This is a genomic window from Bacillus sp. P4_E1 (genome assembly GCF_056401715.1).
Genome location: NZ_JBFUIV010000028.1, coordinates 1 through 13,935, shown reverse-complemented (window position 1 = coordinate 13,935; position 13,935 = coordinate 1). Strand labels below are relative to the sequence as shown.

Below are 13,935 nucleotides of genomic sequence, written 5' to 3'. Positions count from 1 at the left end.
TTCTCTCCCCCTTTTTTCCTAATTGTACCATTTGGAAGAAGCGATGTATTGTACTTTTTTGACTGTATACTCTATACACGTTTGGTTAACATAACGTCTCATTATCGGTAGCAAGGAAAAGAGAGGAAACCGTACTCTCACCAAGGGACCTTCTTTTTTTGTTCTATGGATCTATGTATTTTTTTATACATTCCTATCCTAGCGCGGTTTTAGGGTTCTTGTTTGTTACTAGAACTGTATAAAATCTTTCATACTTTTAGCGTGAGTTTTTTCCAAAATGCTGCAATACCCCTAGATTTAAAAAGAAATAAGCAGTAATTAGATTTTAAACCTAGTCATTGCTCTATCCATTGCATCTTGATTTACCCCTATATAACGTAGTGTGACCTTCTCTGATGAGTGATTGAATATCTCCATGAGTAATGCTATGTTTTTCGTTTGCATGTACATGTGATACCCGTATGTTTTTCTTAACGTATGTGTTCCTATTTCATCTAACCCGAACTCTGCCGCTGCTCCGCTTAATATCTTATATGCCATGCTACGACCAATCGGACGATTCTTACCTTGTCTGCTTTGCAATAAATACTCATTGTCTTCTCTTTCTACAATAAACCATTTGAGTTCTCTTTTCAGTGCTGCAGTAATTTGTATTCGTTTCTGTTTCCCTGTTTTCTTTTCCCTCATAGATATATGACTACCTTTAACATCCCCTACTTTTAATTTCAAAATATCGGATATTCTGAGACCTGTATTAATGCCCATAATGAAGAGAATGTAATTACGTAAGCTCTTCTCCTTAAAATACTCTTTTAGCTGCCGTATTTCTTCTGGATCACGTATTGGCTGAACAAAATTCATTATTCATTACCTCCAGTCTCTTCTGTCTCGTAAACTTCTAATCCAAGTGCAAAAGCAAGTTTATAAAACGCTTTAGACTTCCAACGTCGATAAGTACGCTCCGACATTCCTATTTCGTTATAAACCATGTAATCACATACATCCTCTTCTTCTAAATAACGTTTATAAATAATATCTCTTTGGATACTTCCTGCACGTCCATTTCCTAATCGGTTTAGAAACTGATCAATACGTAATGACATTCTTTCAAGCCACTCTTCTCGTTTACTTTGTTGAATATTCGCTATGGCAACATCTTCTAACGGCTTACCAACTGCATGTGTAGGACCGTGCTCACGCATTTCATAAGAAGGAGTGACTTTCATTTCTTTACGCATCATCCCGAACTGTCTATATATACGTACACTTTCAAGAACACCCTCTAACTTCTCTTGCGTTGCTGTTCTATCGATTTTTGGTAAGAAAGATAATTGTTTAGTCATGTAAGACCACTCCTTTTTATTTTTTAATTACTTTTGTCTTAAAGCTCCACGTCTACGTTCATAACGTGGTCCACGAATCCCCATTAAATCTTCAATTTCACGAGTGCTTAATTTCTCTTTTTGTTTTTTCTTGTTTTTCTTTTCCGCTTGTTTTGATTGCTTATTTCACTCACGCAATTGATCCCTTAGCCCCTTCATTTCCCCATCTCCCTTTTCAAAATAAAAAGGACACCTATTCCTAAAACAGCTTTAATTGCTGCTCTAAAGAATTGGTGTCCTCTAGTTTTCTAGCCGGACTTAATTCGAATGTTATTTTAAATATCCCAATAGTCACTATTAACGTCATTAGTATATTTACTGATTTCCTTCTCTTTTCCACACTTTTCACATTTATAATAACTAACTATCCCCATCTTACCAGTTTTAAAATCTTCACTGTCTTGGCTTTTAATAAGTTTATATCTATGTATACATTTAGGTTCTTTTAATTTATTCATCCACTTTCCTAACATAAATTAATCACTCTCCTCTTGAAGATATTCCTTCTATTCCCGTACCCTTAAGAATACATTGGAAAAGATTCCTAATCAATGGAGCATAATATCTTATTTTTCTATATACAAAAAGATTATTTTGTTAAGTTTTATAACGCTCTTTTCTCTCTTAGTAACTGAATGTTATTAATTACAACCGTATGAGCATTGCATTTTTCTTTTAACAGATCCATTAAATCCAGGACATTTTTTCTACTATTTAGTTTCGAACGACTATTAAATAAATACGTACAATCAGCATTACCGTTATTTTGGTAGTACTTATAAGAAATTAAATACTCAAATCTACGTGGTCTCATTTCCCTCTACCTCCTGAATAAAACTCAATATTCCGTTCATACTATAGATAACCCATCTTTAATGTGCTGTAACCATTTAGATTTCCTTCAAGACTGAGCAGTTAGCTTTTGCTAGCTGCTCTTTGTTTTTCGTCCTGTCTCTTTAGGAAATCCTTTGCGTTCTTAATCGCTTCGGCTCTTGTCTGTCCTTCAGCTATCCCTTTCAACGCTGTATCATCCTTAATGCAGATCATCTTCTTTGTACCATCTTCCATAATGACCTCCACTTTTGAATAATAGGCACTATGCAATTTATCACCTTCAATTAAGAAGCTCATAAACTCTGTTCCAACCTTGCCTGTAAAATCTTTAACTTTACTCATATCCATTCCCCTTTTCTACAAAATGAAATTTCTATATTGTTTTTCGAAAAATATCCACATTTCCTAACATTACGTATAAATAGTATCTTAGTATTAATACTAAGATACTTATCAACTAATTTTTATGCCCTAGTCTTGCACCATGCTAGGGCATATTTATTTTTAAGAATTTAATACTCTTTTCTTTTTAAATAGCATTTTTATTCCAAATGATGACCTTATCCATTTGGACACATTTACCAGTATTTTTACCAAAAAATTCATGATATGGTTATTTAGTCGAGTACGTCATTACTTGACGATTACCCTTAGAAGCCCCGCAGACAATCGGGGTTTCTTTTATTTAAATAACGATTTTGTTCACTTTTATAGCTTGCTATTCCTCATAGTTGTGTTTTTCTTCTAGGACTTTTATAAAGTTAAAGTGTCCATCGAGATAACAATCATTGATATAACCCCAAAAATATATTTCATTAACTTCGATTATAGTAAAATATTCATTTTTTCATTCAACCAAGTTCATAACATATTCTTTTCCTCCGATAAAATAATGATTAGGTGCCCTAAGTGCATTTTATCCACTGGAAATAATACCTTTTACGTACTTACCTATTAGAAACTTCATTTCTGCTTCTTCTGCAATAGCAATTTTGTTCACTTTTTCGATACATTTATGAAACATTCACATGTTATCTTCAATACGTTCGATCCTTTTTATAAAATCGTGTGAGATATACCAAAACAAGAAGCCCTAGAACCCTAACTCTAAGGCTTCTTGTTTTAAATAAGGATTTTGTTTAATTTCCATTAACCGTTTTGATTCATTTACATACATTACTATCACATGGAATTTCATAGGTTTCTCTGGACCAGTTACCTTGTATTCCTTGTGAACCTTGTGGAAAGAATCCGTTTATGACTAACGGGTTCTTTTATTTATTTTTCATACAATAACTATTTTGTTTGATTTTCTGGCCTTCCCCTACATTACATCGTTAAAATAAGATATAATAAACTACATAGTTACAACATTTTATTATTAGGAGGTGTAATTATGTCATTTGCAGCATGGAGTGCAATTTTCATGACTTTAATCGGTGCAATGTCTGGTGCGATTTTTGGTACAATTTCTTCTTGGAATAAGAGCAAAAACCCAAATTAAAAGCTTAATAATAAGATTTAATAACTACTCTATTGGCAGCTGATTCATCCTTGACTTTTCAGCTGCCATTTTCTATTCAAATAACGCTTTGGTTAAAAACCTTTTGTCCAAGCAAACATTAACAATGATTTTTCTATTGATGGTCCATATTGATTTTTTATATCTTTATCAAAATATTTATCTTCCAGATGATGCTCGGCTACGTTTTGTACAATCTCAATAAATTCATAATCAGAGATTTCTTTCAAAATTACTGATTCTTGATCCATCTTTATCACCTCGTTTTATACAAAATTCAAATTTGATTAAAGTAACTGTGTTTTTCGTTCTTCCATACGAATTACTTTTCCACTTTGATATACAAATGATTGTTCACCAAATCCACCTTGAGGTGGTTCTATTAGTTGGACTTGACCATTTTTAACGACATATATTCCGTTTATTTTCAAATCTATTTCAGCTGTCATTTCTACAAGATTTTCTTTTCTAATTCCCACCAAGATCACTCCCATATGTTATAATTACTTTGTCGAAGTGAGTCGGGAGCAGTCTCGGCTTTTTTGTTTGTCTACAAATATCGCACAACATTTTCTGGAACAAATGATTGTTCAAGTGATAAATGAAGCCGTATTGGAATCGGCTCTTTGCTATCCCTTGCTCGCTTACACATTTCTTCTGCTTCTTCCCAATCAAATTGTTTATCCTCCACTCGCTTATAACGCCAAATTCCAATTGTGTAATCTTCAAATAACTCATAACGCTCATCAGGCGCTGCCGTTGGTTTTAATTCATCAATCGCTTTGGCTTGACGTGGTATTTGCACAACCACATCTGCATACCGTAATTTTGAATTCAAACGGTGAATATGAGCTTTCTTAGGATCAAATGATACAACTGGTTCCACTTCAAAAATTGTTAATTGCTTTGGCATTGTTTTTCCCCTCCAATACCTGCAAGCTTGCAATTAAGATTCCTTCAAGCTGCGTTAACGTTAGTTGATCTAATGTTTGTCCGTTAATTTCAGTTAATCCTAATCCCAATAGTTTACGAATGATTGCTAGTTTTCTATGTTCTACTTCCTGACGTAACAACATGATTAAGCCTCCTGTTGATGATTGAACTTTCTCTCTAAATTTACAAACTTACTAAATTCTTTAATGAATGCTAGTTCAACAACACCAACTGGGCCATTCCTCTGTTTCGCTAAAATAATTTCCGTTATGTTTTTATTTTCTGTTTCGCGGTCGTAATAATCTTCACGATATAAGAATGCAATCAAATCCGCATCTTGCTCAATTTGACCATTCTCACGTAGGTCTGAGAGTAGCGGCCTTTTATCTTGCCTACTTTCAACAGCACGACTTAACTGCGATAATGCAACCACACATACATTTAGCTCTCTTGCCATAAGTTTTAGCTTACGACTAATCTCACCAATCTCTTGCATACGATTTCCTCTATGTTTTGTGTCACCTACAATAAGCTGCAGGTAATCTATTGCGACTAGCACCTTTTTGTCTGGATATTTGCGCTTTAGTTTCCTAGTCTTTGCGTAAATCTCTTGCATCGTTACATTGGCTTTATCGTATATTTCTAACGGCAAATCATTTATTAACCCCATTGCTTGGCTAATCTTTTCCCAATCCTTTAAATTACATAGTTTTTTAGGATTCTTTAATTTTGTAGCATCTATATTTCCGGTACTTGAGATCATCCGCTTAAGCAACTGTTCTTCTCCCATCTCTAGCGAAAAGACGCCTGTTGCTGTATGAGCACTCGCTGCATGGAAAGCAATGTTTAATACAAATGCTGTTTTCCCCATCGAAGGACGGGCACCGACAATAATTAAATCGCCTTCTTGTAGTCCTGCTGTCATTCTGTTTAAGTCGTCATAACCAGTTGGTATACCGGTTAAATCTCCTACATCAATTTGCATATTCTTATACAAATCAACAAGTGTGTCTTTCAAGTTAAATTCATCTGAATAACCTGTTTCTTCAATGGCACTTAGTTCATCAATTGATGTACTAATAGCACTCATATCCCTATCTTGCTGAAGACGGTTATATAAATTACCAGCAACCTCTTGAGCATGTCGCATCTTCCAAGCTTCAATCACTAAACCTTCATGATACGAGAAGTTTTTAGTTGTTGTTACAACTTCTGTCAGGTTTACAAAGAATTCAATTCCGCCAATCTGATTCATAAAGCTTTCATCGAATTTCCCCATGAGAGCGACAAGGTCTATTGGAACCTCAGCATCCTCTAACTCTCTCATCGCTTTAAAAATCACTTGGTGTGTTGGTAAAGAAAACTGTTTTTCCTTTAGCTGGCAATCTTTAATTAAATCGCCTTCTTGGATAATGCTACCTAAAACACTTTGTTCAGCTTCTGTGTTACGAATCATATCGTTACTCATTGAACCATCCACCCACTTTTTTGATTAAGCGCTGCAAGTTCTTCATCCGTTGGAATGTTTTGTTCCCATGATTCTTGCTGTTGTATTACGTTTTTAGTAGATTCCGATAAGCCTTTTTGTTGATAAGGTACTTGTGTTGATTGTTGCGGTTTTGCTAATCGTTGAGCACGGAATGCTTTATCAGCGGCTTCAACGTCTGCTACTGTTTTCAATCCCTTAAGGTGCCAATCTCGTAAAATTGTATTTACGTAATTCATGTTTCTTGTATTCTTCTCTAAAGCAATTTCCATAGCTTTCACAACGAGCTCTGCATTTAAATCATCTATCCAAGCGTGAATACCATCTGCAATAAAAGGTGTAATCAGTCCGAAGTTTTGTTCGTAAAAAGAAATCGGATTAACCTCAACAACTTCTTCCGCGCTTGCGCGTTTTTCTTGTTGTTGTTCTTTTTCTTTTTCTTCTTCTTTTTCTTCTTCCTTGCTAGGGTCTTGGAAGCCCCTTATAAGCCCCTCCAAACGGACTGATAAATACTCCTTAATACGAGGAATTTTAAAATCTTGCTCTTTTTCTAATTGCAAACATGTTTCATAAAAATCAACCAGAAAATCTTGATCTTTTACAGATTGAATTTCTTTTAAAACACACTTTTCAATGTTTACATTTTTAATTGGATTGAATTTCAACCAGTTGATTAAGAACAACTCTTTTGTTTTTTGGTTGTAATTAATTTTTCCATACTCAACAAAACGTTCTAATAGCTTCATAACAGTTTCACGGTTATATCCTGTATCGGTTTCAATAATACGAAGTGGAAGCTCATAGATTCCTGATTGAGACGTCTTACTGTTTGTCATCAAATATAAGTAGAAATACTTCTCCTCCGGTGTAAGATCTAAAACAAATGAATCCTGCCAAAATGAAACGTGTACTGGTCTATAAACTGCCATATTATTCATCCTCCCGTTTACATATCGCGAATCCGTCCTCTACACGTAATAAGCGATAATTCTTGTATCCTGTTTTGAGATATTGGTTTACTAAGTAAATTAGGTGTTGCTCTGATGTCGCTTGCTGAAATACCTTAGGGTTCAGCAACACTCTATGTAACGTTTTGTCTAGAATCATGCAACACACTCCGTTGTTATACGAATGCTAATTTGATATAATTAATCCTAAGATCTTTTGCAAAACCATTTATCTATCACTCTGCCAAGTGATAGATTTTTTATTTTCTACGTGTTACTAAAGAGGCGTTAACTCCTCTTGCTCTTAAATCTTTAATCACTACACGATAACTCATCGATGCCTCATGTTCTTCTTTTGTATCACGAAGCATTTTAAATTCTTTCATACATCGCTCCAATTCTTCTTCCCAGTGATTTGATTCTTCGGTTGATTCTGCATTAAACATGTTATGAATACATGCAGCCATACAGTTATGAAGTTTATTCGCGAATGAAAAATCTCCTGGAAGAACTAGATCATGAAGATGATTGTTTTTATCGTTCATGAATTACATCTCCTTTCTAATTAAATTGATGCTGTACGCATCGTTACAACCAGAAAGGAACATTGTAGAGGTATTGGGAGGAACAATCCCTTTCTGGTCATAACGACAAGCACAGTGCTTGTCCAAATGATTTATAAAATGTTATAATTGCTTTACAATATTTTTGTTAGAGCTACTGTTGTCTAGGCGGTAGCTTTTTCTTTTGCCCATTTATGTTTTAAAATGAATGATGCTTCGATAATTTTGATTCGAATCCCCACTAACTTTTTCTCTTGCTTTAACTCAACTGACTTTGAATCCTCACCAAGTGTTTTTGCTATTTTAATTTCACCAGTTAGTTTTGCATCATAGCGTATTAGTTCCTTATATTCTCTTAAACTTGGTTTCTTATAATCTACTGTCATTTTTCTTCCTCCTTTACAGCATCTTTGTTAAAGTCATTAAGCTATCCACCGATTGAATAATAACGTTCTCCGCCATAGCCTTTTGCAACCAACTTCTTTGTATTTGTTCCATAATGCCAAAATGAACCTGCTCAAGAGCTTGTACTACACATTGAGTAGCTTGGATTGTATCGAAGATTTCTTTTGCATGAACTGCGTATTCATGTTTCTTTTTTTCATCAAGCTTCCATGACCTTGTTGCAACTTGTAAGTTCATGATTTCCTTTGCTGCCACAATCCCCTCTTCAGCTTGTTTAATGTAGTTCATCAATTGTAGATTTACATCTTGAGTTAATCGTGGATCTGTAGGAGGTAATCCAACACCATAAATATGTTTAATCGCTTGTTGATTCAACTTTGCTTCTGTTGCTTGGCACCAATCCATCGCAAGCTCAAATTCTGGTTTAGAAAGTCCAGATTCAATACGGGTTAATCTTTCATGTGTAATACCAAGATACTTAGATAACCCTTTCTTCGTTTTCAGCTGAACATTATCACAACATTCTCTAGCATTCTGTAATAATTCCCCTATTGCTGAATTGCAGTATATGCTTGTTCCCATATCTGTTCGCCTCCATATTTAGTTTTCAAATGGTTACAATGAATTTAGTACATACGTAACTTGTCTATTATTCATGTAAAAAGAGAGGAACTATTCCTCAATGTTTTCTTTCACTTGTATTTCTTTGATGATGGCCCAACCAGCCTTGTAATATGCTTGAAGGAGTTTATCAATATCCTTTTGCAATTTTGGCTCAGGAGCCACAACATAGACTTTCGTTTTTCCAAATTCATAAGTCGCTGCATATTCTTCTTGTTGGCTCATGGTGTCACCTCTTGAAGTACTTTCTATATGTTTATGCAGCTGATCTGTTGGTACTGCCATGTTAGTTGATGGCATTTTCTCACCTACTTCCTAGTCAAAAAGTATAAGATTCTTGTACTAACATACATCAAATTAAATCTTTTACATCACACCCAAGAATAGCAGCCAACCTTATAGCTTTTTCAAGATTTGGATTACTATGGCCATTTTCCCAATTACTTATTGTAGATTTTGTAACTTGCATTCTACCTGCAAGATTTTGTTGCGTTAACTTACTTTCTTTCCTGGATCTAATTAACTTGATATTTTTGTTCACTGTCTCGCTCCTTGTATAAGTTATTTGTACTTTTATTATAAGTATAAGATTCTTGTACGTCAATGCATTTGTACAATTTTCTTGTACAAAGTTTGATGTTTCATCTATATAATGTACAATATATTTGTACTTTTTATTAACGGGAGGTGCTAAAAATGTTGAAACAAAGATTAAAAGAAACACGTAAAACACGTAAACTCACTCAACAAGAATTAGCCAATAAAGTAAATACAACTAAAGGCACCATTAGTAACTATGAGAATGGTCATAGTACTCCCTCAAACGAAATGCTAAAAGATTTAGCTAATGTTTTAGGAGTAACAACAGATTATTTATTAGGAAGAGAAGATGAATCAAGAGTATCCAATACACTTCCTGACTTAACAAAAAAAGATAGTCGTGATATTGCACGTGACCTAGAAAAAACATTAAAGGATTTAGAAAACAGTGATGAAGCGTTAATGTTTGATGGAGAACCAATAGACGACCATACAAAAGAAATGATTCGTATTTCTCTGGAGAACTCAATGCGCATGGCAAAACAATTAGCAAAACAAAAATTCACTCCAAACAAGTATAAAAAAGATTGAACGGGGCGAGAAATGGAAATTAAAGAATACGCACTCAAAATCGCAGAAAAGCATGAAACAACAAATCCGTTTGAAATTGCTAGACGAAAAAATATTATAGTGTTGTTTGAAGACCTTGGGAATACTCTTGGTTTTTACAACACATACAAACGCTTTAAATTCATTCATATTAATAATAAAATTGATGAAACTACTCAACGTTTTGTGTGTGCTCATGAACTTGGACATGCCCTATTACACCCAAAAGCAAATACTCCATTTTTAAGAAATAAAACTCTGTATTCTGTAGATCGGTTAGAGATTGAAGCAAATACATTTGCAGTCGAGCTCTTATTAACTGATGAAATGATTTCTGAATATCAAGATACTAATCTATCAATTCAAGAAGTAGCTGAAATCTATGGGATTCCAGAAAATTTTGCTCGTTTAAAAACCTATTAATATGAATTTAAAATACAACTTTATAAGTTAGGAGTTACATAGATGAAAATATTTTTCTCATTTCTATTTGCAATAGCAATGATAGCCACGTTCATTTTACTAATTACATCATTGGTATTTCGTTTAAAAAAGAAACCAACCACTAAGAAATACTTTAAGCTTACAGGTATAGCTTTTGTTTTATCTATCATTTCATTAATTGTAGTTAACATGAACATGACACCACAAGAAAAACAAGAAATTCTCGCTAAACAAAAAGCTGAAGAAAAGCTAAAAGCTGAAGAGAAACAAAAAAATAAAGAACAAAAAGAAGCTGATGAAAAACTAAAAGCCGAAGAGAAACAAAAGGCTAAAGAGCAAAAAGAAGCTGAGGATAAGCTAAAGGCCGAAGAGAAACAAAAAAATAAAGAACAAAAAGAAGCTGATGAAAAACTAAAAGCCGAAGAGAAACAAAAGGCTAAAGAGCAAAAAGAAGCTGAGGATAAGCTAAAGGCCGAAGAAAAACAAAAAGATAAAGAACAAAAAGAAGCTGATGAAAAACTAAAAGCCGAAGAGAAACAAAAGGCTAAAGAGCAAAAAGAAGCTGAGGATAAACTAAAAGCTGAAGAGAAGAAATTAGCTGAGGAACAAAAAAAGGCTGAAGAAAAACAAAAAGAGTTTACTTCTTATGCCCAAAACATCAGAGGCAGAAATTTTATTAAGGATATGAAACTTAATAATAAAGAAGCTGAAATTACATTCCACGATTCATTTGCATCTTATAAATCAGCAAAAGCAGATGGCAACGTTACTGAAGAGCTATATAAACAATATTTTTCGACTGGAGATGCTATTGAAAAAATGTTTGTAAGTGAACCTGCGAGATTACTAAGACAATTCCCAGATTTAAATGCTGTAAAAATGACTCTTCCATTTGAAGGAAAAATATACAATATCAACTTGGATAGAAAATCATTGAATTCACACTTAGGCTTTAAAATTGAAGATTTAAAAGTTGAAGACAAGTCTTGGGTCAAAAAGTTTAACGATCCATACGTATATAATAAGGCAAAACGTAAGGAGTTCTTCACGAAATTTGTTGTTGTTCAATAACCAATTCAAACACATGGCACAAGAAGCAATATTTGTTTCTGCCGTGTGTTTTCAACAATCACTTTGAGATTAACTTTTAAAAAGGAGACGCCATATGGAACAAATCAATAGCATAGTATCTTTATTCTCGGGGCGTGTTTGGCCATTTTTAGCTGCACTTGCTCCAATCATTGCCGTTATAATAACATATACTAGAAAAAATAATTTCGACTTAATTTTTGAAACAAAACAAACACGCTTTTTAGTCAAAATAACAAAGGTATTGTTACTATTATTATCTACATATCTTATATTCCAAATAGCTTCACTTTTATTCGCTTACGGATTAAAAGATATAAAAATTCTTTTGTCTAAAAACTTCAAGAATTTTATATCAGTTTCATTTGCTTTTGCTGTATTAATTACACTTATTTATTTGGCCCTAACAGGGATAAAATCTTTAATACCTAACAATTGGATTAAACCACTAAAAATTCTATCTTTTTTCACCAATAAAACTGGTTTTTTCCTATATTTCTATTTCTTTCTGGTAGCTCTATATGTACAAGCACTTTATTATCTATCTGCAACAAAAGACTTATTCGCGTTAAAGCTAAATCTAGAACAAATCAATAATCTTTTCCTTCAACCATTTATAATAATATTTTTCTTGATGGCGGTTTTATACTTCCACAATATTAATAAAGGTGGCTTTAAAAGTTATAATTATTCAATGAAGATAGTTGAGTATAAGGATATAAAACATCTTTCATTAATACACTTGTACACAAGAATCGAAAATGAATGGGTTCTGGTAGAGGAAAAAGACTTAAAAAAACAAAATGTAATTTATTTATTTAAACGAGATAGCGACAAATGGTATCAATATACAAAAATTGAAAGTTCTTCTTAAACTATGTTTAGAAGAACTTTTTCACTCTCACCTACTATATTTACTTCTTCTATTTCTCTACTTTTCGTATAATAACAAATAATAAGGAGGCCTAACCATGAAAACTGCAATCTATCTACGTAAGTCCCGTGCCGATCTCGAAGCCGAAGCACGTGGCGAAGGCGAAACTTTAGCAAAACACCGCACTACCCTGCTGAAAATTGCCAAGGAAATGAACTTAAATGTTTTATCTGTCCGTGAGGAGATCGTTTCTGGTGAGAGCTTAGTGAAACGCCCTGAGATGTTAGCGCTGCTTGAAGAAATTGAAGATAATAAATATGATGTTGTTCTTTGTATGGATATGGACCGTTTAGGTCGTGGCGGTATGAAAGAACAAGGAATCATTTTAGAGACGTTTAAACGCTCGAATACGAAGATTATGACACCTAGGAAGACTTATGACCTTAATGATGAGTGGGATGAAGAATACAGCGAATTTGAAGCGTTTATGGCACGTAAGGAGTTAAAGATTATTACACGCCGTATGCAACGAGGTCGTGTCGCTAGTGTAGAGGCTGGGAATTACCTTGGTACACATGCACCATTCGGATATGATATCCATCGCTTAAATAAGCGAGAACGTACGTTAACAATTAACCCAGAAGAAGCTTCTATCGTAAGGATGATATTTGATTGGTATGCAAATGAGGATATGGGTGCAAGTACAATTAGGAACAAGTTAAATGATCTTGGCTACAAAAGTAAGTTAGGGAATGATTGGAATCCTTATAGCATATTGGATATTTTAAAAAACAATATATACATCGGAAAAGTAACTTGGCAAAAACGAAAAGAAGTAAAACGTCCTGACGCTGTAAAAAGAAGTTGCGCACGCCAAGATAAATCAGATTGGATTATTGCTGATGGTAAGCATGAGCCAATCATACCTGAAAGTTTGTTTGAGCAAGCACAAGAGAAATTAAACTCAAGATATCACGTTCCTTACAATACGAACGGAATAAAAAACCCTCTAGCTGGTATTATTAAATGTAGTAAATGTGGTTATAGTATGGTCCAGCGTTATCCGAAGAACCGAAAGGAAACGATGGATTGTAAACACCGTGGTTGTGAAAACAAATCAAGCTATACGGAATTGATTGAGAAGCGTTTACTCGAGGCATTAAAAGAATGGTACATCAATTATAAAGCTGATTTTGAAAAACATAAGCAAGGTGACAAGTTAAAAGAAACACAGGTTATTCAAATGAATGAAGCTGCATTACGAAAGCTTGAGAAAGAATTAGTGGATGTCCAAAAACAAAAAAATAATTTACATGATTTATTAGAGCGTGGTGTTTACACTGTAGATATATTTTTAGAACGTTCAAAAGCCGTTTCCGACCGTATCAATGAAATTACTTCCACAATGGAAAACTTAAAGAAAGAAATAAAAACAGAAGTCAAAAAAGAAAAAGTGAAGAAAGATACAATACCTCAAGTAGAGCATGTTCTTGATCTGTACTTTAAAACAGATGATCCAAAAAAGAAAAACAGCCTCCTAAAGTCGGTTTTAGAAAAGGCTGTTTATAAGAAGGAAAAGTGGCAAAGGCTCGATGATTTTGAACTTGTGCTTTACCCTAAGCTCCCTCAAGATGGCGACATATAAGCGTTCGCGCTTTGTCGTCACCTTGTTGGTGTAATTAGGTT

General features: G+C 33.9%; 21 protein-coding genes. 5 read left to right on the top strand and 16 right to left on the bottom strand.

Going from position 1 to position 13,935, the window contains the following annotated elements; all coding sequences use genetic code 11:
- Positions 1–318 precede the first annotated feature (318 nt).
- The 16 genes from AC1DS7_RS26315 to AC1DS7_RS26240 form a co-directional block, all read right to left on the bottom strand.
- Entirely contained in the window at positions 319–861 is a 543-nt protein-coding gene (locus AC1DS7_RS26315; RefSeq protein ID WP_113936820.1) for a site-specific integrase, read from the bottom strand.
- The gene (locus AC1DS7_RS26310) at positions 861–1,343 is read right to left on the bottom strand and encodes an ArpU family phage packaging/lysis transcriptional regulator (RefSeq protein ID WP_113936819.1); all 483 of its coding nucleotides are present in this window, start codon (positions 1,341–1,343) and stop codon (positions 861–863) included. The genes AC1DS7_RS26315 and AC1DS7_RS26310 overlap by 1 nt, the downstream gene beginning before the upstream one ends.
- Before the next feature lie 314 nt (positions 1,344–1,657).
- Positions 1,658–1,855, bottom strand: a complete 198-nt coding sequence (locus AC1DS7_RS26305; protein ID WP_113936818.1) for a hypothetical protein — start codon at positions 1,853–1,855, stop codon at positions 1,658–1,660.
- Positions 1,856–1,986: 131 nt separating this feature from the next.
- Positions 1,987–2,196, bottom strand: a complete 210-nt coding sequence (locus AC1DS7_RS26300; RefSeq protein WP_088291094.1) for a hypothetical protein — start codon at positions 2,194–2,196, stop codon at positions 1,987–1,989.
- 101 nt (positions 2,197–2,297) lie between these two features.
- Positions 2,298–2,564: a hypothetical protein gene (locus tag AC1DS7_RS26295; protein ID WP_088291095.1), complete on the bottom strand. Its 267-nt coding sequence runs from the start codon at positions 2,562–2,564 to the stop codon at positions 2,298–2,300.
- 1,248 nt (positions 2,565–3,812) lie between these two features.
- Positions 3,813–3,989: a hypothetical protein gene (locus tag AC1DS7_RS26290; protein WP_181777911.1), complete on the bottom strand. Its 177-nt coding sequence runs from the start codon at positions 3,987–3,989 to the stop codon at positions 3,813–3,815.
- Positions 3,990–4,025: 36 nt separating this feature from the next.
- Entirely contained in the window at positions 4,026–4,217 is a 192-nt protein-coding gene (locus tag AC1DS7_RS26285; RefSeq protein WP_000512853.1) for a DUF3954 domain-containing protein, read from the bottom strand.
- A 71-nt stretch (positions 4,218–4,288) separates the two neighbouring features.
- On the bottom strand, positions 4,289–4,651 hold the full coding sequence (locus tag AC1DS7_RS26280) for a cell division protein SepF (RefSeq protein ID WP_078177829.1): 363 nt from the start codon (positions 4,649–4,651) through the stop codon (positions 4,289–4,291).
- Complete coding sequence (locus AC1DS7_RS26275) at positions 4,626–4,814, bottom strand: hypothetical protein (protein ID WP_078177828.1); 189 nt, start codon at positions 4,812–4,814, stop codon at positions 4,626–4,628. The genes AC1DS7_RS26280 and AC1DS7_RS26275 overlap by 26 nt, the downstream gene beginning before the upstream one ends.
- Positions 4,815–4,816: 2 nt before the next feature.
- On the bottom strand, positions 4,817–6,139 hold the full coding sequence (dnaB, locus tag AC1DS7_RS26270; RefSeq protein ID WP_113936817.1) for a replicative DNA helicase: 1,323 nt from the start codon (positions 6,137–6,139) through the stop codon (positions 4,817–4,819).
- Positions 6,136–7,086, bottom strand: coding sequence for a DnaD domain-containing protein (locus tag AC1DS7_RS26265; RefSeq protein WP_113936816.1), 951 nt, complete (start codon positions 7,084–7,086; stop codon positions 6,136–6,138). Before AC1DS7_RS26265 ends, dnaB begins: the two co-directional genes overlap by 4 nt.
- Before the next feature lie 278 nt (positions 7,087–7,364).
- A complete protein-coding gene (locus AC1DS7_RS26260) occupies positions 7,365–7,649 on the bottom strand; it encodes a hypothetical protein (RefSeq protein ID WP_113936815.1) in 285 nt (94 codons plus the stop codon).
- 182 nt (positions 7,650–7,831) lie between these two features.
- Positions 7,832–8,053: a hypothetical protein gene (locus AC1DS7_RS26255; protein WP_016092216.1), complete on the bottom strand. Its 222-nt coding sequence runs from the start codon at positions 8,051–8,053 to the stop codon at positions 7,832–7,834.
- Positions 8,054–8,066: 13 nt separating this feature from the next.
- Entirely contained in the window at positions 8,067–8,654 is a 588-nt protein-coding gene (locus tag AC1DS7_RS26250; protein WP_476999293.1) for a sporulation sigma factor-processing peptidase, read from the bottom strand.
- Between the two features lie 90 nt (positions 8,655–8,744).
- Entirely contained in the window at positions 8,745–8,993 is a 249-nt protein-coding gene (locus AC1DS7_RS26245; protein WP_113936813.1) for a hypothetical protein, read from the bottom strand.
- 52 nt (positions 8,994–9,045) lie between these two features.
- A complete protein-coding gene (locus tag AC1DS7_RS26240) occupies positions 9,046–9,234 on the bottom strand; it encodes a helix-turn-helix transcriptional regulator (RefSeq protein WP_113936812.1) in 189 nt (62 codons plus the stop codon).
- Positions 9,235–9,389: 155 nt separating this feature from the next.
- On the opposite strand from AC1DS7_RS26240, the gene AC1DS7_RS26235 reads away from it, so the two are divergent.
- The 5 genes from AC1DS7_RS26235 (at position 9,390) to AC1DS7_RS26215 (ending at position 13,894) form a co-directional block, all read left to right on the top strand.
- Positions 9,390–9,824: a helix-turn-helix domain-containing protein gene (locus AC1DS7_RS26235; RefSeq protein WP_016092219.1), complete on the top strand. Its 435-nt coding sequence runs from the start codon at positions 9,390–9,392 to the stop codon at positions 9,822–9,824.
- Positions 9,825–9,836: 12 nt separating this feature from the next.
- Entirely contained in the window at positions 9,837–10,265 is a 429-nt protein-coding gene (locus tag AC1DS7_RS26230; protein WP_113936811.1) for an ImmA/IrrE family metallo-endopeptidase, read from the top strand.
- 42 nt (positions 10,266–10,307) lie between these two features.
- A complete protein-coding gene (locus AC1DS7_RS26225; RefSeq protein WP_476999292.1) occupies positions 10,308–11,357 on the top strand; it encodes a hypothetical protein in 1,050 nt (349 codons plus the stop codon).
- Between the two features lie 94 nt (positions 11,358–11,451).
- Complete coding sequence (locus tag AC1DS7_RS26220; RefSeq protein WP_113936809.1) at positions 11,452–12,249, top strand: hypothetical protein; 798 nt, start codon at positions 11,452–11,454, stop codon at positions 12,247–12,249.
- Positions 12,250–12,346: 97 nt separating this feature from the next.
- On the top strand, positions 12,347–13,894 hold the full coding sequence (locus AC1DS7_RS26215) for a recombinase family protein (protein ID WP_476999291.1): 1,548 nt from the start codon (positions 12,347–12,349) through the stop codon (positions 13,892–13,894).
- The last annotated feature ends 41 nt before the right edge of the window (positions 13,895–13,935 follow it).

Coding starts and splice junctions, on each gene's coding strand:
- AC1DS7_RS26275 (WP_078177828.1), bottom strand. CDS start 4,814: ATGTTGTTACGTCAGGAAGTAGAACATAGAAAACTAGCAATCATTCGT.
- AC1DS7_RS26220 (WP_113936809.1), top strand. CDS start 11,452: ATGGAACAAATCAATAGCATAGTATCTTTATTCTCGGGGCGTGTTTGG.
- dnaB (WP_113936817.1), bottom strand. CDS start 6,139: ATGAGTAACGATATGATTCGTAACACAGAAGCTGAACAAAGTGTTTTA.
- AC1DS7_RS26250 (WP_476999293.1), bottom strand. CDS start 8,654: ATGGGAACAAGCATATACTGCAATTCAGCAATAGGGGAATTATTACAG.
- AC1DS7_RS26310 (WP_113936819.1), bottom strand. CDS start 1,343: ATGACTAAACAATTATCTTTCTTACCAAAAATCGATAGAACAGCAACG.
- AC1DS7_RS26235 (WP_016092219.1), top strand. CDS start 9,390: ATGTTGAAACAAAGATTAAAAGAAACACGTAAAACACGTAAACTCACT.
- AC1DS7_RS26245 (WP_113936813.1), bottom strand. CDS start 8,993: ATGCCATCAACTAACATGGCAGTACCAACAGATCAGCTGCATAAACAT.
- AC1DS7_RS26255 (WP_016092216.1), bottom strand. CDS start 8,053: ATGACAGTAGATTATAAGAAACCAAGTTTAAGAGAATATAAGGAACTA.
- AC1DS7_RS26260 (WP_113936815.1), bottom strand. CDS start 7,649: ATGAACGATAAAAACAATCATCTTCATGATCTAGTTCTTCCAGGAGAT.
- AC1DS7_RS26315 (WP_113936820.1), bottom strand. CDS start 861: ATGAATTTTGTTCAGCCAATACGTGATCCAGAAGAAATACGGCAGCTA.
- AC1DS7_RS26230 (WP_113936811.1), top strand. CDS start 9,837: ATGGAAATTAAAGAATACGCACTCAAAATCGCAGAAAAGCATGAAACA.
- AC1DS7_RS26290 (WP_181777911.1), bottom strand. CDS start 3,989: ATGGATCAAGAATCAGTAATTTTGAAAGAAATCTCTGATTATGAATTT.
- AC1DS7_RS26265 (WP_113936816.1), bottom strand. CDS start 7,086: ATGGCAGTTTATAGACCAGTACACGTTTCATTTTGGCAGGATTCATTT.
- AC1DS7_RS26305 (WP_113936818.1), bottom strand. CDS start 1,855: ATGTTAGGAAAGTGGATGAATAAATTAAAAGAACCTAAATGTATACAT.
- AC1DS7_RS26295 (WP_088291095.1), bottom strand. CDS start 2,564: ATGGATATGAGTAAAGTTAAAGATTTTACAGGCAAGGTTGGAACAGAG.
- AC1DS7_RS26300 (WP_088291094.1), bottom strand. CDS start 2,196: ATGAGACCACGTAGATTTGAGTATTTAATTTCTTATAAGTACTACCAA.
- AC1DS7_RS26215 (WP_476999291.1), top strand. CDS start 12,347: ATGAAAACTGCAATCTATCTACGTAAGTCCCGTGCCGATCTCGAAGCC.
- AC1DS7_RS26280 (WP_078177829.1), bottom strand. CDS start 4,651: ATGCCAAAGCAATTAACAATTTTTGAAGTGGAACCAGTTGTATCATTT.
- AC1DS7_RS26225 (WP_476999292.1), top strand. CDS start 10,308: ATGAAAATATTTTTCTCATTTCTATTTGCAATAGCAATGATAGCCACG.